Origin of the sequence: Megamonas sp. Calf98-2 (genome assembly GCF_900110235.1) — a bacterium.
Lineage (GTDB): Bacteria > Bacillota > Negativicutes > Selenomonadales > Selenomonadaceae > Megamonas > Megamonas funiformis.
Map to the genome: position 1 here is coordinate 45370 of NZ_FOCY01000007.1, position 26108 is coordinate 71477.

Below are 26108 nucleotides of genomic sequence, written 5' to 3' on the forward strand. Positions count from 1 at the left end.
GCTCTCATATTACTATGAGAGTCTTCTTTTTTTAGATTATAAAATAATAGTTACTGTTTTAAATACATCTTTAGCTTCGTTTACTTTATTGCTTCCACCTAAAACACAGATAGCATTTTCCTTCATGCAAGCATCTACTAAATCGGCTAAAGCTCTAATATCTTCTTGAGTTGTAGCTAAAATTTCATCACGCTGTTGCTGACGCATTTCGTCTGTCATTTCAGCAATATACGCAGAAGAAGCTAATTCACCTTTTAATACAGGAGTAAGTGGCATATCAATATTACTAATTGTACCGATAATATATTTTGTCATTTCTCTATCACTGACATTAAAATTACGTAAAAACTCTGCTGTTTTATCATATACATTTAAAGTTTCTACTAAATTAGGATCACGATAAGAACCAAAATACATATTGCCATCACGACGGAATTTTACAAATGCACCATAAGCTCCGCCAAGAACACGAATATTAGTCCACAAATATTCATAACGCATAATAGTTTCTAATACCTTCATAGCTCCTGTATATTTATATCCTAAGCGTATGAAATTAGCACCTTTGGCAACATATTGTACCTGAGAAGATGTGATAAAACCTTCATTTTTCTTTTCTACTGCAAATGGTATTTCTTGTTTTGGATAAGTTTCATTTGGCAATACTTCTAATAAAGGCTTAATTGCAGATATTACTTTTTCATAATCATTTTTAGATACAGTAATACTTGTCAATAAATTAGCCTTATTAAATATCATTGGTAAAATTCTAGCAAAAGCTGTTTGCATTTTATTAAATTCATTATCAAAATCATTTAAGAAATTCTTAATAAATGCATAGAATTTTAAGTCACCAAAATTATCATAGCGTTCTTTTGGTGTAAAATATGCCATCAATTCATCAAGAACTAATTGATGACCTGAACGCAATATTGACATTTCAAAATCACTGCGACATTGCATTGCCAAATCTTTAATACGTTCTTTAGAAGTAAAGGAACTATTGAAAATTATTTCTTGTAGTAATTTTATCAATTCTGGCATCTTATCTACCAAAACTTTAGCTTTAAATACAAATTTTGGCATATAAGAGTCAACATCGCCCTCTTTATCATACGTAGCTACAGCAAACCTCATGCCACCAGTATGCAAGTTTACAGCATTAGCCAATGCTTCATATGTGTAATTTTTTGTAGCAGTTCTACCAATGAATTCTTCCAATAAGAATAGATAATTTATATCTTCATAAGCTATATTGCTTATATCAAATAACATTCTTAAATAGCAAATTCCATTTGTATCAATATCATGTCTTAAAACTTTTGTATCTGCTATTTCATCTTCAGCAATAATTAATTTATCACATTGTTTAGTGATATCTTCAATTTTCAATAATGGAATTTTTTCTAAATCCTCTGGTTTATCCACAGAACGTTGACGCTCTTTTAATTTTTGAGTATCCGCAATAATTTTTTCAATATCTTCTTTACTCATAGAAGCTTTTTTCTGTGCTAATTTATCAGCTAAATCTTTTTCTTGTTTAGCGATTACATTTTCATCTGGTTCTAAAATTAAAATATGACTATGAGTATTATCCAATAAATATTCTTGAATTAATGCTTCAAACTTACCTTCTTTTGCCCACTGTTTTACAGTTTTCAAAGCTTCTTCATAATGGAGATACATAGTAGCATCACCATCATATAACCAGCTATTCATAAGATTAATATTATAAATCAATCCTTTTGGATATTGACCAAAATCAGCCTCACGAAGCTTAAATTCCATACTATTAATAGAAGCCTGTAATAATTCATCATCAATGCCATTTTTTACAATGTCATTTAAAGTATCAGTTACAACTTTTGCAAATTCATCAACTTTATTAGCTTCAGAACCATTGACAATAATGCTAAACATTGGCTGTAAAATACCATTATCAAATGAAGAAATTACATCACTACCAAGACCTGCTTTAATCAAAGCATTGCGAAGTGGTGCAGCTTCACTTTTTAATAAAGCATGTTCCAATATAGTAAATGCTAACATTTTTTCTTTTTCTAAAGAAGTTGCAATAGAATAATTCATGCTTAAAAATGTTTTATTTTCTTTTGCTTCGCCAGGAGCTATAGGATAAATATCTTTAATCAATTTACGAGCTGTAAATGGTTTTTGTACATCAATATGAGAGTCAATTTCAATTTTATTAAAATTGTTAAGATATTCTTCATCTAAGAAAGATAAAGTTGACATCATATCCATATTCCCATAAAGATAGATATAACTATTAGCAGGGTGATAATAACGACTATGAAAGTCAATAAACATTTCCTGTGTTAAATCTGGAATAGCTACAGGGTCTCCACCAGATTCATATTGATATGTTGTATCAGGATAAAGATTATTTAAAATCTTTCTTTCTAATAGTCCATCTGGAGATGATAATGCACCTTTCATTTCATTATAAACTACACCACTATAAGCTAATGGAGCATCTACATTATCAATTTCATAATGCCAACCTTCTTGCATTAAGATTTCGGGTGTTGTACGCATATTTGGATAAAATACTGCATCAAGATAAACGTCCATAAGATTGCGGAAATCCTTTTCATTTCTGCTAGCTATAGGATACATAGTTTTATCTGGAAATGTCATTGCATTTAAAAAAGTATTTAAAGAACCTTTTACTAATTCCACAAATGGTTCTTTAGTAGGAAATTTACGAGAACCACAAAGTGTGGAATGTTCTACAATATGAGCTACACCAGTATCATCAGTAGGAGTAGTGCGGAAAGTTATAGAAAATACTTTATTATCATCATTATTTTCTATAAATAATAATTTTGCGCCACTTTTTTCATGATAAAATTCATATGCATTAGATGAAATTTCAGATATATAGGATATTTTATCCAATCTGAAACCACAATAAATATTTTTCTCTTGTAAATTCAAAATAATGTCTCCTTTATTCAAAATAAAATTAATATATTATATTTGCAGATTTTGCTTAATTAATTTATATAAAATTCATAATCCCGATAGAAGAAATGGGATATTTTTAAAAATCATACATATACAATTAAAAGCATATCTATATTATACCTTTAAAATAGCAAACCTTCAATAAACTTAATTAATCCTTAAAAATATCTATTGTAATTATAAAAAATATGCTATTATAATAATTGAACCTCAACCACTTATGTATTTCTTACATTTATTTTTTACATAATATAAAAAGTACCTATAATAAAAATTATAGGTACTTAAAAACGTCATTACATTTTTTTCCAGTCAATTATTTCTTTTAAAATGCCTGTGATTTTATCCAATTCTTCGTTGGACAAATCTTTTAAGAGATAATTAATATGCTGCATGCTTGCTTGTCTAACTTCGATTTCACTATCATTGTTAGGCACATCTAAGAGCAATTCAGACATAGTAATTCCTAGAGCTCTTGTTATTTTCTCTAATGTTGTAATTGTTGGACTCTTTAAATTACGTTCCAAATGACCCAAGAAGACTGGATTGATTTCAGCTCCTAAAGCTAATTGCTCTTGAGTTAATTTTTTTTGTTGACGAAAAGATCTAATTTTTTCTCCAACGGTCTTCTTCATAATCATTGCCACCACCTATATATTAACATATAGACTTATCATAAGTGTACAAATGCATTGAGCACAATATACAATAGATAATAATTGGCTATTTATTAGTACTATATGTTATTTTTCTAATTAACAAAATATTTAAAGTTATCATTATTAAACTAATAGCTTTACAGATATTTTACTATTTAATTATTTTTTGTAATGCTATTCATTGTCAAATGTATTTATGTTCTCATCAATAAAATCATATAAGTAATAAAAAAATAATCTAATCTCAATAAAAAATAAATCAATAATTAATTAAAAATAAAGGAATAATAGGTTGATATTATTCCTTTATTTTTTTATATATACTATTTTAATTATTTACGGTTGAAAGCTCTATGTGCGATATCTTTTCTATAATATACATCTTTAAAATCAATAAGTTTTATATCTGTATAAACTTTATCTACAGCAGTTTTTATATCATCACCTAAAGCCACTACACCTAATACACGTCCACCATTTGTGACAATTTTTCCATCTTTTTTAGCTGTACCAGCATGGAAAACTAATACATTTTCATTTTCTGCCTTATCTAAACCTAGAATTTCATTGCCTTTTTCATATTTAGCAGGATATCCACCAGCACTCATAACTACACAAACAGCAGCTTTTTTGCTCCATTTTATATCACAATTTGCAAGTGTACCATTTGCACAAGCTAACATGATTTCAGCTAAATCACTTTCTAACAATGGCAATACAACTTGCGTTTCTGGATCGCCAAAACGAGCATTAAATTCCACAACTTTTGGACCTTCTGCTGTTATCATTAAACCAGCATACAAACAACCTTTGTATTCATAACCTTCTTGTTTCATAGCTTTTATAGTTGGCTCTAAAATTTTTGTTTGTACCTGCTTCATTAAATCTTCTGTGATTACTGGAGCTGGTGCATATGTTCCCATACCGCCTGTATTCGGCCCCTTATCGCCGTCATACGCTCTTTTATGGTCTTGAGATGGTATCATAGGGATAATAGTTTCACCATCAGTGAAAGCTAATACAGAAGCTTCTTCGCCAGCCATAAATTCTTCGATAACTACGCTATTACCAGCACTACCAAAAGTTTTATCGCACATAATTTCATCAATTGCTTCTAAAGCTTGCTCTTTTGTTTCTGCAACAATAACACCTTTACCAGCAGCAAGCCCATCTGCTTTAATTACTATTGGTGCGCCTTCTTTTTCTATATAATTTTTAGCTTCCACTGCATCTGTAAAAACTTCATATTTTGCAGTAGGAATGCCATATTTTTTCATAATATTTTTAGAAAAAGATTTAGAACCTTCTAATTGAGCAGCAGCTTTTTGTGGTCCAAAAGAAGCAATTCCCACTTTAGCCATATCATCAACAATTCCATTTGTCAATGGAACTTCTGGCCCTACCACCACTAAATCGACTTTTTTCTCTTGAGCCACTTTTACTAAAAATTCATTATCCTCTACTGAACCTGGTATACATTGTGCTATTTTTTCCATGCCTGGATTTCCTGGCACTGTATAAATTTTATCCACAAGTTTACTTTGAGCTAATTTCCATGTAAGTGTATGTTCACGTCCACCACTACCAATAACTAAAATATCCAAAATATAACCCCCTTATTTAAACTTATTAAAAGAAAACGCACTTAAATAGTGCCAATTATTAGCATATCAATAAGTGCGCTAAAATATATTATTTGCTTAACTGAGCTGTAAGATATTCTTGAATGCAATCATCATAATGAGATGTATGACAGAAAGCTTCTTGAGCTAATTGCATACGGAATTTTCCTGTAGTGCAACCATCTTTAGCTATCATTTCAGCAACTTCATCATAATGTTTAGGATTTACTACAACTGTAACAAATTTGAAATTTTTTGCAGCAGCACGAATCATTGCAGGACCACCGATATCGATATTTTCTACTGCTTCAGCAAGAGTTACATTTGGTTTTTCTATAGTTTCACGGAATGGATATAAATTTACAACAACTAAATCAATAGGTTGAATATTAAATTTTTGCATTTGTGCTACATGACTTTGATTATCACGAACAGCTAAAATACCACCATGAATATATGGATTTAAAGTTTTTACACGACCATCCATAATTTCAGGGAATTTAGTTACATCACTAACATAAGTAACAGGTATACCAGCATCGTCAATTGCTTTCATTGTTCCACCAGTAGAAATGATTTCTACACCAGCTTCATGAAGTTTACGTGCAAATTCTACAATACCAGTTTTGTCAGAAACACTTAATAACGCTCTTTTAATAGGCATAATAAAAGCCTCCTCTTAATGTGATTATATAAAATCAATCATCAATCGTCACATGACGACCATTGACATGTATTTTTCCTGCTAAATACAATTCAATAACTTTTGGATATATTATATGTTCTTGTTCAAGCACTCTAGCAGATAAAGTTTCTTCTGTATCATCATCTAAAACAGGTACTGCTTTTTGCATGATGATAGGGCCACTGTCCATACCTTCATCTACAAAATGCACAGTGCAACCAGATACTTTCACACCATATGCTAAAACATCACGATGAGCATGAGCTCCACCAAAAGAAGGTAATAATGATGGGTGTATATTTAAAATACAATTTTTAAATTCATTGACAAAATAAGGGCTTAAAATACGCATAAATCCAGCTAAAACAACTAGACCTACATTGTATTTTTTTAATTGTTCTACAAGTTTTTGTTCAAATTCTTCTTTTGTAGAACATTTTTTTCGATCAACGCAAACAGCAGGAATGCCTGCTTTTCTAGCGCGTTCTAATGCCATTGCTTCTGGTTTATCAGTGAGTACAACACCTATTTTTGTTTTAATCTGACCATTTTCAATCGCATCAATGATAGATTGTAAATCACTACCACGACCAGAAGCCAATACACCTAAAATTATTTGGTTATTCATTGAAAACTCCGCCTTTTACTTCTACAGTTTGGTTGCCATCAACAACTTTACCAATAATATAGGATTTTTCGCCTTTTGCTTTGAGGTCTTCTTGAATTTTAGCTGCTTCTTCTTCAGATACAAGTAAAATCATACCGATACCCATATTGAATACACGGTACATTTCATGCCAATCTACATTACCCCAAGCTTGTAAGAGTTTGAAGATTGCTGGCATTTCCCATGTGCTAGCATCTACTTCAACGCCAGTACCTTCTGGTAAAATGCGGGAAATATTTTCATAGAAACCGCCACCAGTTACATGTACCATACCATGAATATCATATTTTTCAATTAATGGTAAGCAAACAGATGGATAAAGACGTGTAGGTGTTAAAAGTTCTTCGCCTAATGTTTTGCCATTTAATTCTGGGAATTTTTCTTCACCTTTAAAACCTTTTACATCAAAGCAGATTTTACGAACTAAAGAATAACCATTAGAATGTACACCACTAGAAGGAATACCTAACAAAACATCGCCAGATTTGATTTTTTTACCAGTAATGATATTAGCTTTATCCACTACACCAACAGCAAAACCAGCAATATCATATTCGCCATCAGCATAGAAACCAGCCATTTCAGCAGTTTCACCACCAATTAAAGCACAACCAGATTCTTTACAAGCGCCAGCTACGCCTTTTACTACAGTAGCTACTTTTTCTGGGTCTAATTTTCCTACAGCAAGATAATCTAAGAAATAAAGTGGTTCTGCACCTTGCACTAAGATATCATTTACGCACATAGCTACAGCATCTTGACCAATAGTATCATGTTTATCAAGCATAAATGCAAGACGTAATTTTGTACCAACACCATCAGTACCAGATACTAATACAGGTTCTTTATATTTTCCACTATTTAAAGCAAAAAGACCACCAAAACCGCCTAAATCACCTAAAACTTCTGGACGATATGTTGCTTTTACGCTATCTTTTATAAGTTTTACAGAATAATTTCCAGCATCAATATCAACACCAGAATCACGATACGTAAGATTTGTCTGTTTATTATCAGTCATGTTAACCTCCAAAAAGTGCAAATTATTTTGCTCTTTGTTCAAATACGTATTTATCAGCACCAGTTACTGTTTCTTTTGACATTTCAATTGGATAAGCATTATTAAAGCAAGCATAACACATATCTTCAGGATTAGCTGTTGTCATAGAAGCTTTAAGGCCTTCCAAAGAAAGGAAATGTAAAGAATCTGCACCTATAAATTGACGAATTTCTTCAACTGATTTAGTTGCAGCGATTAATTCTTTACGTACAGAAGTATCAATACCATAGTAGCAAGGATATCCAATTGGTGGAGAACTAATGCACATATGAACTTCTTTTGCACCTGCTTTGCGAAGCATTTTTACGATTTTACCACTAGTAGTACCACGAACAATAGAATCATCTACCATAATAACAGATTTACCACGAACAGCTTCAGCTATAGCATTTAATTTTAAGCGAACAGCTGTATCACGTTTTTTCTGTGTTGGCTGAATAAATGTACGTCCAATATAACGATTTTTGATTAAGCCTTCGCAAAATGGAATGCCTGATTCATAAGCAAAACCTGTAGCAGATGTATTACCAGAGTCTGGTACAGATATAACAATATCACCTTTGAATTTACTTTCACGAGCAAGCATGCGACCCATCATAAAACGAACAGCATGAACACTTTGTCCATCAATTACACTATCTGGACGAGCAAAATATATATATTCGAAAACACATGCAGCTTTTTTCTGTGGAGTTGTGTATTTATAGGATTTTAAACCATCATCACCCATGACAACCATTTCGCCTGGTTCAACATCTCTAATAAATTCTGCACCTACAACATCAAGACCACAAGATTCAGAAGAAATTATCCAAGAACCTTCTTCTGTTTTACCGATGCAAAGAGGTCTAAATCCTTGTGGATCACGTACAGCTATTAATTTATTTTCAGTCATAATAGCCAAGCAAAAAGCACCTTTTACTTGTTGTACACTCTCAATGATTTTTTCCTCAATACTTGATTTACGAGAACGTGCGATAAGATTAACGATTACTTCTGTATCTATAGAAGTTTGAAAAATTGTACCTTGTTCTTCTAGGTAACGACGAAGTTCAGCTGCATTTGTTAAATTACCATTATGGGCTAAACTAATTTTTCCGCCGGAATAATTAGCAATTAAAGGTTGTGTATTTGATAATAAGCTAGAGCCAGTTGTTGAATAACGTACATGACCAATAGCAATATATTGATTTTCCATATGAGGTAATTGATGACGAAATACTTCATTTACCAGCCCCATATCACGAGTAACGTCCATCCAAGCGCCATCAGTAACAGCTATACCAGCACTTTCTTGACCACGATGTTGAAGTGCATACAACCCAAGATATGTTAACATAGAAACATCTTCAGTACGAGAAAATACACCAAAGACGCCACATTCTTCTTTCCACTTATTTGACGTAATGTCAACCATTAGTTACATTCTCCTATACATATATTTTAATCATAAACCTACTCAATACATACAATATAAATGAAGAATACTAAGCATAAATATTTTATAATTTATGCTTAGTATTTTATTTAATTATAAAGTTTCGCCTGTTAAACGATGAAGAACTTCTTTATAAGCATCTTCAACATTACCTAAATCACGACGGAATCTATCTTTATCAAGTTTTTCATGTGTCTGACTATCCCAGAAACGGCAGTTATCTGGAGATAATTCGTCACCTAAAAGAATTTCACCATGATATTTACCAAATTCTAATTTAAAGTCAATGAGGTCAATATTTTTTGTAGCAAGATATTTTGTCATAACATCATTGATTTTAAGAGACATAGCTTCAATCTGATCAAGTTCTTCATCTGTTGCCCACCCCATAGCTGTGATATGATAACGGTTAACCATAGGGTCACCTAAATCATCACATTTATAGCAATATTCAATTACAGGTTTAGACATTTTTACGCCTTCTTCAAGACCAAGACGTTTTGCTAAGCTACCAGCAGCTACATTACGGATAATAACTTCAAGAGGAACGATATCTAATTTTTTTACAAGGATTTCACGGTCATTAAGAACTTTAATGAGGTGATGTTTAATGCCTTCTTTTTCTAATAAACCAAAGAAGAAATTAGTAATTTTATTATTTAAAATGCCTTTGTCTGCAATAGTACCTTTTTTTGCACCATTACCAGCAGTTGCATCATCTTTGTAATAAACTAATAATTCATCAGGATTTTCTGTTGAAAAGATTTTTTTTGCTTTGCCTTCATATAATAATTTGTTTTCCATTATTAATTGACCTCCCAAGTCATTAACTAAAATCTAAATAAAAATGAGTTATACGATTTTATATTAATTTTAGATGAATTTTTTCGTTAATTATGCTTGAAGTTGTTGTGCAACTTTTGCAGCTTTAGCTTCAACTTCTTCAACCATTTTTTCACGATATTCTTTAAGTTGTTTTCTTAAAATCATATCGCTTATAGCAAAGATTTCTATAGCAAAAATAGCAGCATTTTTAGCACCATTAATTGCCATAGTTGCAACTGGAATTCCAGATGGCATTTGTACAGTACTTAATAAAGCATCCATACCATTTAATGGAGTTGCATTAATTGGTACTCCAATAACAGGTAAAGTAGTATAAGATGCGATAACTCCACCTAAATGTGCAGCGGCACCAGCGGCAGAGATGAATGCGCCAACACCTCTTTCTTCCGCAGAAGAAACTAGGTCACGGACTTTGCCAGGGGTACGGTGTGCAGAAGCTACGATTACTTCTGTTTCTACATTAAACTGATGTAATAAATCAACAGCCGGTTTTAAAATGGGAAAATCAGAATCACTGCCCATTACTACAGCTACTTTCATTTAAATCATCAACCTCCTGAGTAGTTTTATTTAATTAGTACAATAATTACTATAACAGAATAAACTTAAAACTTCAATGTATATAGCTTATAAAAATTTTACATATTTTTTATAAAAAGGATAGAAATTTTCACACTAAGATAATTTTAAATTTTGCAAAAATGTAACCTTGAAAACTTCTAGATAAAAATTGCTAAATATAAAGAAATAAAATTTTTTTATATTCTTATTGTATCTTTTTTAATTTGACAAATCACTTATTTACGCTATTTTTACCAAAAACTTTCTTCTTATTTCCTATTATAATAAATAAGAAATTTTCATTTAACAAAACTAAATAGAAGCATTTTTATAAAATCAAATAATTATATAGATTATAATTATAATTATGATAGACACAATAAACATAAACTGCTATAATAAAAGCATTATATATGGTTTGCATTGTATAATAAATGTAAAAGGCAAACTTAATTTATACACTATGTAAATACATAAATACTTTAGGAGGGTAACAATGGCACTAATTGTAAAAAAATTTGGTGGCAGCTCTGTTGGAAATATTGATAAAATCAAAGCTGTTGCAAAACGTATTTTAGATGAAAAACAGCCAGATGATAAAATTGTAGTAGTTGTTTCCGCTATGGGGGATACAACAGATGACTTAATTCAATTGGCAAAAGGGATTACTAAAGATCCATATCAATATACTCGTGAAATGGATATGTTACTTACTACTGGTGAACAAGTTTCAATTTCTTTATTGACTATGGCATTTAAAGCTTTAGGACAAAAAGCTATTTCTCTTACTGGCGCATTAGCTGGTGTAAAAACTAATTCTGTTCACACAAAAGGTAAAATCAAAGATATCCAACCTAAACGTATTTTTGAAGAATTAGATAAAGGAAATATTGTTATTGTAGCTGGCTTCCAGGGTTGTGATGATTTAGGCGATCCTGTTACTTTAGGTCGTGGTGGTTCTGATACTTCTGCAGTTGCTCTAGCTGGTGCTATGAAAGCTGATGTTTGTGAAATTTATACTGATGTTGATGGCGTATATTCTGCTGACCCACGTATTGCTAAAGGCGCTCGTAGAATGAAAGAAATCACATATTATGAAATGTTAGAAATGGCTCGTTTAGGTGCTGGTGTTATGCAACCACGTTCCGTAGAAACTGGTCGTTTATACAATATTCCAATTCATGTAAGATCTACATTCACTAACAAACCAGGCACAATTATTAGGGAGGAATATACAATGGAAGAGAAAGAGTTTATTATTAGAGGGGTAGCTCATGATACTAATGTAGCTAAATTCGCTGTATTAGGTATTCCAAATACTCCAGGTATTGCACATGCAATTTTCTCCAAACTTGCTGAAAATAATGTTGATGTTGATATGATTGTACAAAGCATTCGCAATATGGAAAAAAATGTTACTGATATGGTATTTACTGTTACTGCTGATGACCTCGGTCAAGCAAAACAAATTGTAGATAAAGTTGCTGATGAATTAAACGCTGTTGCAGTATTAATCGAACAAGACGTAGCTAAAGTTTCTATCGTTGGTGCAGGTATGCTTGGTAATCCTGGTATTGCTGCTAGAATGTTCAAAGCTTTATCTGATGCTAATATCAATATTGATGTAATCAGTACATCTGAAATCAGTATCTCTTGCTTAATTAAAGCTGATAAAATCAAAGAAGCTGTAAATGCTATTCATGATGAATTCTTTAAAGACTAATCATTAAATCGAATATAAATAGATATTTATAAATTAAGGGGGCATTCTATGAATTATATAAGTACACGTGGTCATAATTGTGTGGTTACTTCTGCACGTGCCATCATAAAAGGATTAGCAGAAGATGGTGGATTGTTTGTTCCTGAAAATATACCTATTATTGATGAAAAATTTTTAACTTCACTTCTTGATTTATCTTATCAAGAACGTGCAAAAAAAATTCTTTCTTTATATTTAACAGATTTTACTGCTGAAGAAATCAATCAATGTGTTGATAACGCTTATACTACAGAAAAATTTGACACCGATAAAATTGTCCCTACAGTAGAAGTCGAAAAAAATAATTATCTTTTAGAACTTTGGCATGGCCCAACAAGTGCTTTTAAAGATATGGCATTACAATTATTACCACAATTCATCTCTACTTCATTAAAAAAATTAGGTGATAAAGATGAATTAGTTATTTTAGTAGCTACTTCTGGTGATACAGGTAAAGCAGCCCTAGATGGCTTTAAAAACGTTGACCAAACAAAAATTCTTGTCTTTTATCCACAAGAAGGCGTAAGTAAAATTCAGCGTTTACAAATGCTCACACAACAAGGTGATAATGTATCTGTATTCGCTGTTAAAGGTAATTTTGACGATGCTCAAAGTGGTGTTAAACAAATCTTTAGTGATAGTAAATACAATGAATATTTAAATGAAAAAGGTTTTAAACTCTCTTCTGCAAATTCCATAAATTGGGGCCGTTTATTGCCACAGATAGTTTATTACTTCAGTGCATATGCTGATTTAGTTAATGATAAAAAAATCACTATGGGTGATAAAGTCAACTTTACTGTACCAACTGGTAATTTTGGCGATATCTTAGCTGGTTTCTACGCAAAATGCATGGGTCTTCCTGTCAATCGTTTAATTTGTGCGTCTAACTCTAATAATGTATTGACAGATTTCTTGAAAACTGGCACTTATGACCGCAATCGTGAATTTTTCAAAACTATATCTCCATCAATGGATATTCTAATTTCTAGTAATTTAGAACGTTTGCTTTATCATATTACAAATGATGCAACCAAAGTAAAATCCTATATGGAAAAACTTCAATCAACAGGTTGCTATCAAGTTGATGAAGCAACATTTAAAGCTATTCAAGAAATTTTCTCTGCTGGATATTTAGATGATAGCGCTACTAAAAAATGTATTCATGATATTTATCAACAAGATAATTATGTAGCAGATACACATACTGCTGTTGCATGGCAAGTAGCTCAAGATTATCAAAAATCTACACAAGATAAAACACCTATGGTTGTATTATCTACTGCTAGCCCATATAAATTTAGTGATAGCGTTTTATCTGCTCTTGGTGAAGATATCTCCGATAAAGATGAATTTGCTTTATTAGATAAATTATCCACATTGAATAAAGATAAAATTCCTCAAGGCTTAGCTCAATTACAATCTTTACCTATTTTGCATAATAATTTATGTGCAAAAGAAGATATGATTAAAGCTGTAAATACATTTTTAAATATCTAATATCTTAATAAATATTTCATAAAAATTTTACAAATAGGCGATAAATTTACTAGTAAATTTATCGCCTATTTTTTTCTAATATGGTATAATTATTTACAGATTTATGGAAAGCGTATGATTTAATTTCAGATGTAAAGAAAAAGTAAAATTATATTTATCCATATTTTACTTTTTCTTTACATCTGAAATTAAAATATATGTATCTCCATAATAATAATCACATTCACTTTAAATATAAGTGAAGTATATATTTGATGAATAACAAGGAAAGGATAAGAGTTACTGGTATTACTATTTAGTAATATTGTACCGGAAATCGCCGGGATGTTAAGCCTTGGGAGTATTGCATCAAACATTAATAATTTTAGTGGATACTATGAACAAGGAATATTCTCTAGCTTAATTTTAGTTTAGAGATTTACAGTAACAAATGGGCATGTTCAACTTTTTTACAAAAAAGGATACGGAATTTTATGATTTATTTTTAGCTAGTGCAAAATACTTTAACAGTAGTGCAAAATTAATTAATGATGTTATGTCTGGCAACAATAAAGCAGAAGCTAAACTATCAGATATCATTAATATCGAACATGAAGCTGATGCTGTTAACGACAAAATCATTGATAAACTAAACAAAACATTCATCACTCCTATTGACCGTGAAGACATTTATGCATTAGCTAATGGTCTTGATGATGGGGTTGACTTTCTCCAAGGAACACTCCAAAGAGCTGTTATGTATCATTTAGTAGATACAAGCAAAGCAGCTATCGCTTTATCTGAATTATTAGTATCAGCAACAGATGAAATCTTAAAAGCGTTTTCTATGCTTCATGAAGTTACAAAACATGAACACGAAATTTTAGAATGTACTTATAAAATTAGCAAGCTTGAAAGCGAAGGCGACCGTATTTATCGTGAAGAGGTTGCTTACTTATTTGAACATATCACTGACCCAATTGAGCTTATCAAATGGAAAGATATTTTGACTTATATGGAAGATACTTTAGACCATTGCGAAAAATTATCTGATTTGGTGAGAGGCGTGGTAATGAAATATGCATGAGTTACAATTTCTTATCATAGCAGTTATTATCCTAGCTTTAGTATTCGATTTTATTAATGGGTTTCATGATACAGCTAATGCTATTGCTACATCTGTATCAACAAGAGCTTTAAAACCTAGAACAGCTATCATAATGGCAGCTTTCTTGAATTTCTTTGGTGCTATGTATAGTACAGGTGTTGCTAAAACAATTGGTGGCGACATTGTAAAATCAGCAGAACATATTGATGAACATATCATTGTTGCTGCTTTAATTGGTGCTATTGTTTGGAATTTATTCACTTGGTGGATAGCAATGCCAAGTAGTTCCTCTCACGCTTTAGTTGGTGGTATTATTGGTGCTGTACTCGTTTCCACAGGTGCTATTGGCTTGAATTTCTGGGGCATTGGTAAAATTGTATTATCCTTGATTTTATCACCTATTATTGCTATCGTTGTCGGCTTTATCATTATGAATATATTTTATTTATTATTTGGTAAATTTAGGCCCTCGTCGCTCAATAATAAATTCAAACGTATGCAGATTATAACAGCTGCTACTATGGCTTTTTCTCATGGCTCAAATGATGCTCAAAAATCTATGGGTATTATCACACTTGCTCTTTTAAGTGGTGGTTATATCGATGTTTTTGAAGTTCCTTATTATGTAAAAATCTTGGCTGCAACAGCTATGGCTTGTGGTACTGCTATTGGTGGTTGGAAAATCATCAAAACTGTAGGTGGTCGTATTTTTAAACTCCAGCCAATATCTGGTTTTGCTGCCGATTTAAACTCTTCTGTCATAATTTTCTCTGCTACATTACTTTCTTTACCAGTAAGTACTACACATGTCGTTTCTGGTTCTATAATGGGTATAGGTAGTGCAAAACGCATTGGAGCAGTTCGTTGGGGAACAGCTCAACAAATGCTTATGGCATGGGTTTTAACAATTCCTTGTACAGCCATTGTTGGTGCATTAGTTTATTCCTTAATGTGCTATGTATTTGGCTTATAATGACCAATTGAAAATCAAAAAACAACTGCACCCTGAAAGTTGGATAAAAACCAACTTTTGGAGGTGCGTTTTTTGTTTATAAAAGTATAAAATCATTGCCTTATTTTTAAAAATAATATTATCGTTTCTATAATGTTTTTGTTATAATATATTTAAGAAAAATTAGGAGGTGTTCTTTATGGATTGTCAAATAAAATACTCATTATTAGATACCGTCTTAAAAGAACAGAAAAATCACAAAAATTTGATAACAGCAGTAAAAATAAATAATGTCCTACGTGATGTACAAACGCAAGTTACACCAGAAGACAAAGTAGAATTCATTGATATGACCACTGAAGATGGTGTCCAAGCTTATCAACGAAGTATTTTATTTATCATGATGGCTGCTGTAAATATACTTTATCCTGATAAAGAGGTAGTAGTAGAACATTCCGTAAATAATGGTATTTATTGTGAATTATTGCCTAAAGGTGATTTAACGCTGGAAATGGTAGGCAAAATTCAAGAAAAAATGTTTGAATTTGTTTCTAAAGCAAAAGATATAAAAAAATGCATTTTGCCTCGTGAAGATGCTGTTGCTTTATTTAGAGAATCTCAACAAATCGCTAAATCAAAACTTCTTGAATCCTTAAAGCAAGACTATGTAAGCCTTTATTACTGCGCAGGCTATTATGATTATCTTTATGGTCCAATGCTTTATAACACTTCATTATTAGATAAATTCGCTATAGACTTTTATGAGCCAGGATTGATTGTTAGAACACCTTTAATCAGCAATCCTAATGTAATTCCGCCAAAGATGAAACAAAAGAAACTATCTATAATATTAAGCGAAGCCGATAGATGGTCTTACATTTTAAAATGTAATTACGTGACCAATTTGAATGAATATATTCACTCAAATAAAATTAGTGAATTAATTCGTATTTCCGAAGCATTACACGAAAAGAAAATCGCTCAAATTGCCGATCATATAGTTGAATCTATAGAAGACCTTCGTTTGATTTTAATAGCTGGGCCATCATCTTCTGGAAAAACAACATTTGCTCAAAGATTGCGCATTCAATTGCTTGTCAATGGTATAAATCCTCTATCCATATCTTTAGATGATTATTTCTTAGATAGAGATAAAACTCCTAAAACACCTGAAGGTCAATATGATTTTGAATCTATTAACGCTTTGGATTTGCCATTATTTAATAAACATATGATGGCATTATTAAAAGGAGAAAGCGTTGAATTACCTGTTTATAATTTCACCACAGGCTACCGTGAATGGAAAAATCATGTCGTAAAACTAGAACCTAATCAACCTATCATTATTGAAGGTATTCATGGTTTAAATGATGAACTAACAAGAGATATTCCTTCTCATGTAAAATATAAAATTTATGTCAGCGCCTTAACTCAATTAGCTATAGATGCACACAACCGCATTCCTACTACAGCAGCTCGCATTATTCGTCGTATTGTTCGCGATAATCAATTCAGAGGTGCTCACGCTTTAAAAACGATTAAACAATGGCCTGATGTGCGCAAAGGTGAAGATAAAAATATTTTCCCATTCCAAGAAAATGCAGATGTCATGTTTAATTCTGCTCTAATTTATGAATTAGGTATTTTAAAGAAATACGCTAAACCTTTATTAGAAAAAATCACACCTGATTTACCAGAATATAATATATCTAAACGCTTAATTGATTTTCTTGATTACTTTGAAGACATTTCAAATGATGATGATGTACCAAATAATTCTATACTAAGGGAATTTATCGGTAAGTCATGTTTCTTCTGATAAAATAAATTATTCCATAAAAAATAAGCACTATATCAATTAGTGCTTATTTTTATTTATGCTATTTAATTTTAAAATCTCATCGCTCCAGGTCCTTTTGGGTCTTTAATCATGCCTAAATCCAATGTTTCCATTTTTTGATGTATTTCATCTAATTCTTCTTGAGTAATACCCAAATCATCTGCCACCACTTCCCAATTAGATGTTGGTGGATTATGCATTTCTATAATATCAGATGGAGATTTATCTACATACATAGAATAAAGTATGCCATGAATAACTTCATCTACTTCATAATTCTGTTTAACTAAAAAGTTACAATACTTTTATTTATATCTAATTTATTAGCTATCTGTGTTGATATAATATCATCTTGTGTTGCCTTTAAATCATTTGGTGTAAGCCCAATTAAATATTCTACACGACTCCAAGAATTATTCTCTCTTAAATTCATAACATCATCAAAAGACTTATGTGAAGCATATGCTAAAAAAGCACCTCTACGAAGTTCCGGCATTTCCCAACCATTATTATAATACATTACTAATGTTTGCTTATCTACCCCAAAATATTCACTTATATTTTGCATTTCATTATTAATACGCATTTGTAGTAATACTCTTTCAGCTCTAGGTAATGGTCTTGTCTGTGCTGTATTATCTATAGATAATTAATAACTTGCACTTGTTAAAATTAAACCTATAGCACTAAGAGCTAAAGCTTTTTTTCATCTTTTCATATTTATCGCCTCACTTTGAATAATTATTAGTTATATTATATCATATTTTTATATAAATTTATTTGTTTTCAATAGCATCAATAGCGTCAATCACTGCACTTCTAAAGCCTTTACGTTCTAAGGTTGCTACACCTACAATTGTAGTACCAGCAGGTGAACACACTGCATCTTTCATTGCACCTGGATGATTATTTGTAGCTAATTGCAATTTACCAGTTCCCACTATCATTTGACTTGCTAATTTATAAGCTACAGGGCGAGCAAGACCATGCATTACACCAGCATCAGCTAAAGCTTCGATAAACATACTAGCAAAAGCCGGGCCACAACCTGCTACAGTTCCGCCAATAGATAATTGTTTAGTTTCTACAAATTGAACTATAGAAATTGTGGAGAATAATTTTGTAAATAAATCCAATTCTTCATCACTTAAAGAATGTGTATTTTCACAAATAAAAATACCTTCACCTATGGCTACTGGTGTATTTGGTATTGTACTTAAATGATGTGTATTTGGTAAAAGAATTTGTTCATATTTAGCAAAAGGAAAATTTGCTGCAATAGAAATAACGATTTTTTCTTGTAATTCTTTTTTTATTGGTGTAATGACTTCTTCTATCATATATGGTTTCACAGCTATGATGACCATATCTACATTATCAACAACTTCTTTTGCACTTTTACAAGGATTGATTTGTTTTTCCTGTGTATTTTTACAAAGTTTATCCCAATTCTTAGCACAAGCAAAAATTTGATTGCTCTGTATAGCTCCTTGATTGATTAAACCTGTAGCTATAGCTTGTCCCATATTGCCAAAACCAATAAAACCTAATTTTAAATTATCAAACATATAAATATCTTCTTTATTTATTTTTTTACATCATTTAACTTATATTTTATCATAACAACTAATTATAAAAAACTCCTACTAGCTTCAAAAACTAATAGGAGTTTTTATTTATCATTTATTTATTTTTTCTTCAATTGTATCTAAAATCAATTTAGCAAGTTCTGCCTTTTGCATAAGTGGAGCTTGTTTTATTTCTCCATCACGAGTGATGATTTTAGCTATATTAGTATCTACATTAAATCCAGCACCAGCTTGACTTACATCATTTGCTACAATCATATCAAGATTTTTGCGCTGTAATTTGCCTTTAGCATATTCTTCAACATTCTGTGTTTCAGCAGCAAAGCCAACTAAATACTGTTTATCTGATTTTTTCTCGCCTAAACCTTTCAAAATATCTGGGTTTTTCACAAGCTCAATAGTCATGACTTCATCAGATTTTTTTATTTTTTGACTAGCTACTTCTTTTACACGATAATCTGAAACAGCCGCTGACATTATTGTAATATCACAATCTGCAAAATGTTCTTCAATATGTTTTTGCATTTCACGTGCAGACTCTACTCTTATCAATTTTATATTTTCAGGCGCTTTAATATTTGTAATACCTGAAACTAAAACTACTTCAGCACCTCTACTAGCAGCTTCTGTAGCAATAGCATATCCCATTTTTCCACTAGAACGATTACTGATGTAGCGAACAGGGTCAATTGGTTCTCTTGTACCTGCTGCACTTACAATCACTTTTTTACCTTTTAAAGACTGATTGTTTTGTTTTTCAACATAATCTTTTATAGTCTCTACTAAAGTAATAGGTTCAGGAAGTCTACCTATACCATTTACACCACAAGCTAAATGACCACTTGCTGGCTCAATAATATGATAATTATATTCACGAAGAGTATTTATATTTTTTTGTGTTATTGGGTTTTGATACATATTACTATTCATTGCAGGAGCGACAAAAACAGGTGCTTTAGTCGCCATAATCACAGTAGATAACATATCATCAGCAATACCATTTGCTATTTTACCAATAATATTTGCTGTTGCAGGTGCAATCAAAACTAAATCCGCCAAATTAGCAAGAGCAATATGTTCTACATTCCAATTTGTAACTTTATCCCACATAGAAACATTTACAGGATTTCCACTGATTTCTTGAAATGTAAGTGGTGTAACAAAATTTGTAGCTTCTTTAGTCATTACTACATGTACATTAGCGCCTAATTTTCTTAGTCTACTAGCTACATCTACAACTTTATAAACTGCAATACCACCACAAACTGCTAATAAGATATTTTTGCCTTTTAACATAATAAACCTCTTATATAAAATAAATTAATATTTACCGTCTTAATTAGCAAAAAAGGCAAGTATTAGCTTGCCTTTCATTTTAAATTAAATGCTTTTTTTCACACGTGCAAAAGTAATTTTATCTTCTGCAACTTCTTCTAAAGCATTTGTAACATCTTTATGAGATTGAAGTACGGATTTTACAGGAGAACCTGCCAAAATTTGTCTAGCTCTTTTAGCTGCTAAAACTACTAAAGTATATTTGCTATCAACTTTTGGTAAAAGTTGGTCCATAGAAGGATGTACTATATCCATTATAAATCGCTCCTTTGCAATATTTTAATTTAAACTTTTTCATTTTCAAGTTGAACAAGTTTATCTAAATTATTATACACTGCACAGCGTTCAGCTTCAATAATATGCAAAATTTTATTTACAACATCACTGACAACTTCATTAGTGATGATATAGTCATAATTATTTCCGCGTGGAATTTCTTCAATAGCAGCACTAAGGCGACGTTTTATTGCTTCTTCAGTTTCAGTACCACGTCCGCGAATGCGTTTTTCAAGTTCTGCAAGAGAAGGAGGTAATAAAAAGATAAATGTACCTTCTTTTAAAAACATTTTCTGTACATTTAAAGCACCTTGAGTATCGATTTCAAGTAATACATCTTTACCACTTTCCAATACTTCACGTACTTTATCTGCTGGAGTTCCATAATAATTTCCATAAACTTCAGCCCATTCTAACAAACGATTTTCTGCTATCATTTGCTGAAATTCTTCTTTAGATAAGAACCAATAATCCTTACCATTCACTTCGCCTGGTCTAGGTTTACGTGTTGTTGCTGATATGGAAAATACAATTTTGGGCTGTGCTTTTAATAATTCTTTGCAAACAGTCCCTTTTCCTGTACCAGATGGTCCAGAAATAACGATTAAATTACCCTTATTCTTCATTTACTCTACCCTTTTCTTTTATAATATCCATATTTACTCTATTTGTTATTGTTTCTGGCTGTACAGCCGATAAAACAACAGTCGAATTATCCATGATAATCACTGAACGTGTACGACGTCCATAAGTGGCATCGATTAAATTCTTTAACTCTTTTGCCTCTTGGACTATACGCTTTATTGGTGCTGACTCTGGAGCGACAACTGCGATAATTCTATCTACAGCTATAATTGTACCATAACCAATATTAACTAATCTTGCCTGCATAACTTCTTTACCTATTTTTACCTATTCAATATTTTGGATTTGTTCACGAGTTTTTTCTAATTCGCCTTTAATCTCTACTACTAAATTAGCAATTTCAGCATTATTAGCTTTAGAAGCCATTGTATTTGTTTCACGGTTCATTTCTTGGACAATAAAGTCTAATTTACGACCAATATTGCCTTCCATTTCCAAACTAGCCTTAAACTGCTGTAAATGACTTCCCATGCGTACAATTTCTTCTGTAATATCCATTTTATCTGCCATTATCGCACATTCTTGGATTATTCTATTCTCATCAATATTTTGCTCACTCAATAAAGATTTAAGTGTTTCTATCAATTGAGTTCGATAATTTACTAAGCGTTCAGGAGCTATTACTTTTATTTTTTCTGTATGCTTAGCAATGATATCTAAACGGCGAAGTAAATCTTTTTTTAGATTTTCACCTTCAATACATTTCATTTTGACAAATTCTTCTGTAGCTTCTTCTACAGCAGCCACTAATAATGGTTTTATCGCTTCTAAATCTAAACTATCATCAGCTAAATTTATCACGCCTTGAAAATTTGCCAAATCTATTAAAGATATATTTTTTAATTTTGCTTTTTTATCTACACTTTTAATAGTTGTATTGATTTCCTGTAAGCTTTTATAATAAGCAATCAATAAATCTTTGTCAATGGCTAACTTTTTATTTTCTTCATTGTTATTTACAAAATTAATGTAAATATCTATTTTCCCACGAAGAGCATATTTATTTAAAGCTTCAACTATACTTGCTTCTAAAGCACGTAGTCCACTTGGCATACGAATGGAAATATCACGATATCTATTGTTTACCGCTTTCATTTCTACGCCGATTTTATACATTCCATTATCAAAAGTTGCTGAGCCAAAGCCCGTCATACTTCTTATCAAAAAAATACCTCCCCAAACCTAATTAAGATTATTACTCAGCCCATGTTGCTGTGAAAACTTTTGTAGCAGGGCCAGTCATATAAATACGATTATTATCAGCCCACTGTATTGTTAAAATACCGCCATCTAATTCAATTTGAGCTGTTCTTTGTGTACGTTTATTTAATACACAAGCTACTAATGTAGCGCAAGAACCAGTACCACAAGCCCAAGTGATACCTGCACCACGTTCCCAAACACGCATACGAACATATTTATCATTTTTTACTTCTACAAATTCTGTATTTGTTTTCTTAGGAAATACTGGATTAGTTTCAAATTTTGGGCCAATTTTTTCAAGTTCTACATTATTAATATCATCAACAAAAACGATACAATGAGGATTTCCCATAGATACGCAAGTCATTTTATAAGTTTGACCATCTACGGTGATATCTTCATTTACTACTTGATTATTGCCAAAGCCAGATACTGGAATTTTATCGCCTTCTAAAATAGGTTCACCCATATCTACATGAACAGTGCCATCTTCCATAATTTCAGGAATGATTATACCAGCACCAGTTTCTACAGTAAATTTATTTTTATCTGTAAGATTAGCTTCTTTTACACATTTGGCAAAGCAACGTATACCATTACCACACATTTCAGCTTCACTGCCATCACTATTGATGATTTGCATACGAAAATCTGCTATTTTAGATGGCAAAATAAATATAACACCATCAGCACCTACACCAAAATGACGATCACAAATTTTTTCTGCATTTGCGATTATTTCACTGATATCTTCATTATTGAAAGCATTTACTAATACAAAATCATTTCCACAAGCTTGCCATTTAGAAAAATTAAATTTCATGATAAAATCCTCCTTAAACACATTATTAAAACAATGTATTTATTTTTACAAATTTAAAATCTATTCAGGCTCATTATAGATAATAACTAAATTATTATATTATAACTAATATTAATTCGCTATTAAATATCAACAATCCTGCTCATATTATTATAATTATTCATCTTTTTAAAGAAAATACTAATTAATGACAAAAAACTTAGCAAAAACTGCTCAATTAATAATTTATCAAATAAAAATATCTATGATATAATATTTTAGATATTAATTTCTTAACCTAAGAAATTAACGAAAGGAATGAATTAAACTATGAGCTTAGATGGATTTTCATTAAATCCTTTAATAAATGAACTAAACGACAAATTAGCAGGTGGTAGAATAGATAAAATCTGCCAACCAAACAAGCAAGATATTTATTTATATATTCGCCAACCTGGACAGACATATATTTTATATCTTTCTATAAATCCTCAAAATCCTATGGCAAATATAACTGAATTTCAACCAGATAATCCACCTGAACCACCAGTTTTCTGCATGGTTTTACGTAAGCAATTAGAAGGTGGTCGCATCGCCTCTATTTCTCAATATGGTTTAGACCGCATGATTTTAATAGATATTGATACCTTAGGACCAAAAAGTCTTATCATTACAAAAACTTTAATAGCTGAACTTATGGGAAAATATAGCAATCTTATTTTAATGCAAGACGGAACTATTATTGAAGCCTTTCGCCGTGTAGGTGAAAATAGCAACCGTGTACGTACTGTCTTACCTGGTCAAAATTATGAAGTCCCACCTATTCAAGACAAAATAAATATTTTAACCACCGATACAAATTCATTTATTGAACGCTTAAAAACATATCAAGAAGCGACTTTATATCAAGCAATCATCGCTAGTGGCTTGGGCTTCGGGCCAATAACAGCAAAAGAAATCATCTTTTTAGCTGGCTTTAGCAACGATTTATTAATAAAAGATATGGACGAAATGGATTTTTCTTCTATAACTAATATCATTGATGAATTAAAACTCATGTATCAAGAAAAAAACTTTTCACCAACATTAGTCTTAGATAAAAAACGTAAAATTAAAGCTGTGGCACCATTTGCTTTGCATATTTTTAACGAAAAAGACTTCACCCTCAAAACATCTGCAGATATTAATGCTCTATTAGAAGACTCCAAAAACTATACTAACAGCTATTATAATTTGCCAGAAAAAGATTTTTATCGCAAAACAATCCATAATGAAATTAATCGTTTAACTAAAAAGGAAAAAATTCTTATAGAAGAATTAGCTAAAGCACAAAAAGCTGAAAAATATAAAATAAAAGCTGATAACTTAATGACTTATCAATACCAATTTAAAGACCATCAAGACAAAGAAATTTCTGTAGCTAATATTTATGATGAAAATTATGCGCCTATAACTATTGCATTGGATACGAAATTAACTCTAATTCAAAATATGCAAGCTTATTATAAAAAATACGATAAGTTAAAACGCTCTACACAAATGTTAGAAATCCAAATAAAACGTTGCCAAAAAGATAGAGAATATGCTCTAACTATAGAAACTGCTATAGATGCTTGTACTACTATAGCTGATATTGAAGATATCAAAGCTGAAATGATTAAAGCTGGGTTTTTACCACCTGAAAATAAGAAAAAAGCTTCTATTGCTCCATCTAAACCATTTAAATTTGCTCTACCTAATGGAATGTTTCTATTTATCGGCAAAAACAATTATCAAAATGATAAACTCACTTTTAAAACAGCACACAGTGATGATATTTGGTTGCATACAAAAGATATCCCTGGCTCTCATGTCATCATTGATACTAAAGGTGATGAAGTAGATGAGGATACTCTATTTTTAGCTGCCCAAATCGCAGGATATTTCAGCAAAGCTCGTGGTTCTTCTAAAATTCCTGTTGATTATGTAGAATGTAGATATCTAAAAAAACCATCAGGAGCTAAACCTGGTTTTGTCATCTTTACAAATAATAAAACTTTATATGTAACACCTGATGAAGATAAAATCATGCCAATCATCAATAAAGATTTAAATAAAAAATAAGTAAAAAAAAGACTACCATATTTATTTTTGGTAGTCTTTTTTCATTAGATGGATTGTATAATGAAGTGCGACACCTAGAAAAATAAAAAACTCACTATGAATTTTCGTGTAAAATAAAGTTACCACACTAAATCCACACGAAAGGAAAATTCATAATGAGCTATCATCATCTTACCATATCTGAACGTATTCGTATAGAGGTTCTTTCTATTTTAGGTTATTCTACTCGTTTTATTGCTAAATTTTTGCATCGTCATCATTCTACTATTGCTCGAGAACTATCTCGTAATAAAATTAAAAATGAATATGTCTCTATATCTGCTCACAATAACTATCTTAAACGTCGTAAAAATTCTTCTCACTCTAGTAAATATAATGATGTTCTTTCTAATCTTATTTCCGAAAAATTACATGAAAATTGGTCTCCAGAACAGATTTCTAATGCACTTTTAAATGGTAAACTTTCCTTTAAAACTATTTATAACTGG

25 protein-coding genes are annotated in these 26108 nt (G+C 31.2%); 7 read left to right on the top strand and 18 right to left on the bottom strand.

Annotated elements, in window-relative coordinates; all coding sequences use genetic code 11:
- Positions 1 to 36: 36 nt before the first annotated feature.
- The 9 genes from BMX03_RS03295 to purE form a co-directional block, all read right to left on the bottom strand.
- Positions 37 to 2958 (bottom strand): insulinase family protein, encoded by a 2922-nt coding sequence (locus BMX03_RS03295; RefSeq protein ID WP_091693764.1) that lies wholly within the window; start codon positions 2956 to 2958, stop codon positions 37 to 39.
- A 326-nt stretch (positions 2959 to 3284) separates the two neighbouring features.
- Complete coding sequence (locus BMX03_RS03300; protein ID WP_255361402.1) at positions 3285 to 3623, bottom strand: helix-turn-helix domain-containing protein; 339 nt, start codon at positions 3621 to 3623, stop codon at positions 3285 to 3287.
- A gap of 356 nt (positions 3624 to 3979) precedes the next feature.
- Positions 3980 to 5251 carry a phosphoribosylamine--glycine ligase gene (purD, locus tag BMX03_RS03305; RefSeq protein WP_022228535.1) on the bottom strand — a complete coding sequence of 424 codons (1272 nt, stop codon included), beginning with the start codon at positions 5249 to 5251 and terminating at the stop codon, positions 3980 to 3982.
- A gap of 88 nt (positions 5252 to 5339) precedes the next feature.
- Positions 5340 to 5933, bottom strand: coding sequence for an IMP cyclohydrolase (locus tag BMX03_RS03310; protein WP_008537823.1), 594 nt, complete (start codon positions 5931 to 5933; stop codon positions 5340 to 5342).
- Between the two features lie 34 nt (positions 5934 to 5967).
- Positions 5968 to 6582 carry a phosphoribosylglycinamide formyltransferase gene (purN, locus tag BMX03_RS03315; RefSeq protein WP_008537822.1) on the bottom strand — a complete coding sequence of 205 codons (615 nt, stop codon included), beginning with the start codon at positions 6580 to 6582 and terminating at the stop codon, positions 5968 to 5970.
- Positions 6575 to 7642: a phosphoribosylformylglycinamidine cyclo-ligase gene (gene purM, locus BMX03_RS03320; RefSeq protein ID WP_022228534.1), complete on the bottom strand. Its 1068-nt coding sequence runs from the start codon at positions 7640 to 7642 to the stop codon at positions 6575 to 6577. Before purM ends, purN begins: the two co-directional genes overlap by 8 nt.
- 22 nt (positions 7643 to 7664) lie before the next feature.
- The gene (gene purF / locus BMX03_RS03325; protein ID WP_091693767.1) at positions 7665 to 9098 is read right to left on the bottom strand and encodes an amidophosphoribosyltransferase; all 1434 of its coding nucleotides are present in this window, start codon (positions 9096 to 9098) and stop codon (positions 7665 to 7667) included.
- 114 nt (positions 9099 to 9212) lie between these two features.
- Positions 9213 to 9923 (bottom strand): phosphoribosylaminoimidazolesuccinocarboxamide synthase, encoded by a 711-nt coding sequence (purC, locus tag BMX03_RS03330; protein WP_075554465.1) that lies wholly within the window; start codon positions 9921 to 9923, stop codon positions 9213 to 9215.
- A gap of 90 nt (positions 9924 to 10013) precedes the next feature.
- A complete protein-coding gene (purE, locus tag BMX03_RS03335; protein ID WP_022228531.1) occupies positions 10014 to 10505 on the bottom strand; it encodes a 5-(carboxyamino)imidazole ribonucleotide mutase in 492 nt (163 codons plus the stop codon).
- Positions 10506 to 11022: 517 nt separating this feature from the next.
- Between purE and BMX03_RS03340 the strand changes: the two genes are divergently transcribed.
- From BMX03_RS03340 to BMX03_RS03360, 5 genes are all read left to right on the top strand, one after another.
- Positions 11023 to 12249: an aspartate kinase gene (locus tag BMX03_RS03340; protein ID WP_008537816.1), complete on the top strand. Its 1227-nt coding sequence runs from the start codon at positions 11023 to 11025 to the stop codon at positions 12247 to 12249.
- Positions 12250 to 12297: 48 nt separating this feature from the next.
- Positions 12298 to 13788: a threonine synthase gene (gene thrC, locus BMX03_RS03345; protein WP_091693770.1), complete on the top strand. Its 1491-nt coding sequence runs from the start codon at positions 12298 to 12300 to the stop codon at positions 13786 to 13788.
- A gap of 436 nt (positions 13789 to 14224) precedes the next feature.
- Complete coding sequence (locus BMX03_RS03350) at positions 14225 to 14854, top strand: DUF47 domain-containing protein (RefSeq protein ID WP_091693789.1); 630 nt, start codon at positions 14225 to 14227, stop codon at positions 14852 to 14854.
- Positions 14847 to 15848, top strand: coding sequence for an inorganic phosphate transporter (locus BMX03_RS03355; protein ID WP_008537813.1), 1002 nt, complete (start codon positions 14847 to 14849; stop codon positions 15846 to 15848). The genes BMX03_RS03350 and BMX03_RS03355 overlap by 8 nt, the downstream gene beginning before the upstream one ends.
- Positions 15849 to 16026: 178 nt before the next feature.
- Positions 16027 to 17646 (top strand): nucleoside kinase, encoded by a 1620-nt coding sequence (locus BMX03_RS03360; protein WP_075554462.1) that lies wholly within the window; start codon positions 16027 to 16029, stop codon positions 17644 to 17646.
- A 71-nt stretch (positions 17647 to 17717) separates the two neighbouring features.
- On the opposite strand, the gene BMX03_RS11320 is transcribed toward BMX03_RS03360, so the two are convergent.
- The 9 genes from BMX03_RS11320 to dapF all read right to left on the bottom strand — a co-directional run bounded on the left by BMX03_RS11320 (position 17718) and on the right by dapF (position 23538).
- Complete coding sequence (locus BMX03_RS11320) at positions 17718 to 17903, bottom strand: hypothetical protein (protein WP_015562273.1); 186 nt, start codon at positions 17901 to 17903, stop codon at positions 17718 to 17720.
- Positions 17904 to 17953: 50 nt separating this feature from the next.
- Positions 17954 to 18253, bottom strand: coding sequence for a hypothetical protein (locus tag BMX03_RS11325; RefSeq protein ID WP_015562274.1), 300 nt, complete (start codon positions 18251 to 18253; stop codon positions 17954 to 17956).
- 190 nt (positions 18254 to 18443) lie between these two features.
- A complete protein-coding gene (gene proC / locus BMX03_RS03370) occupies positions 18444 to 19235 on the bottom strand; it encodes a pyrroline-5-carboxylate reductase (protein WP_091693772.1) in 792 nt (263 codons plus the stop codon).
- Between the two features lie 111 nt (positions 19236 to 19346).
- The gene (gene coaBC / locus BMX03_RS03375; protein WP_091693775.1) at positions 19347 to 20552 is read right to left on the bottom strand and encodes a bifunctional phosphopantothenoylcysteine decarboxylase/phosphopantothenate--cysteine ligase CoaBC; all 1206 of its coding nucleotides are present in this window, start codon (positions 20550 to 20552) and stop codon (positions 19347 to 19349) included.
- An 84-nt stretch (positions 20553 to 20636) separates the two neighbouring features.
- Entirely contained in the window at positions 20637 to 20846 is a 210-nt protein-coding gene (gene rpoZ, locus BMX03_RS03380) for a DNA-directed RNA polymerase subunit omega (protein WP_015562278.1), read from the bottom strand.
- A 29-nt stretch (positions 20847 to 20875) separates the two neighbouring features.
- Positions 20876 to 21493 carry a guanylate kinase gene (gene gmk / locus BMX03_RS03385; protein WP_091693778.1) on the bottom strand — a complete coding sequence of 206 codons (618 nt, stop codon included), beginning with the start codon at positions 21491 to 21493 and terminating at the stop codon, positions 20876 to 20878.
- Entirely contained in the window at positions 21483 to 21758 is a 276-nt protein-coding gene (locus BMX03_RS03390; RefSeq protein WP_008537806.1) for a DUF370 domain-containing protein, read from the bottom strand. Before BMX03_RS03390 ends, gmk begins: the two co-directional genes overlap by 11 nt.
- 21 nt (positions 21759 to 21779) lie before the next feature.
- Positions 21780 to 22676: a YicC/YloC family endoribonuclease gene (locus BMX03_RS03395; RefSeq protein WP_091693781.1), complete on the bottom strand. Its 897-nt coding sequence runs from the start codon at positions 22674 to 22676 to the stop codon at positions 21780 to 21782.
- Between the two features lie 31 nt (positions 22677 to 22707).
- Positions 22708 to 23538 (bottom strand): diaminopimelate epimerase, encoded by an 831-nt coding sequence (gene dapF, locus BMX03_RS03400; RefSeq protein ID WP_091693784.1) that lies wholly within the window; start codon positions 23536 to 23538, stop codon positions 22708 to 22710.
- Positions 23539 to 23847: 309 nt separating this feature from the next.
- Between dapF and BMX03_RS03405 the strand changes: the two genes are divergently transcribed.
- Positions 23848 to 25620 carry an Rqc2 family fibronectin-binding protein gene (locus tag BMX03_RS03405; protein WP_091693786.1) on the top strand — a complete coding sequence of 591 codons (1773 nt, stop codon included), beginning with the start codon at positions 23848 to 23850 and terminating at the stop codon, positions 25618 to 25620.
- Positions 25621 to 25775: 155 nt separating this feature from the next.
- Positions 25776 to 26108, top strand: a 333-nt coding sequence (locus BMX03_RS03410; RefSeq protein WP_143052058.1) for a helix-turn-helix domain-containing protein, incomplete at its 3' end; no start/stop codon positions are given.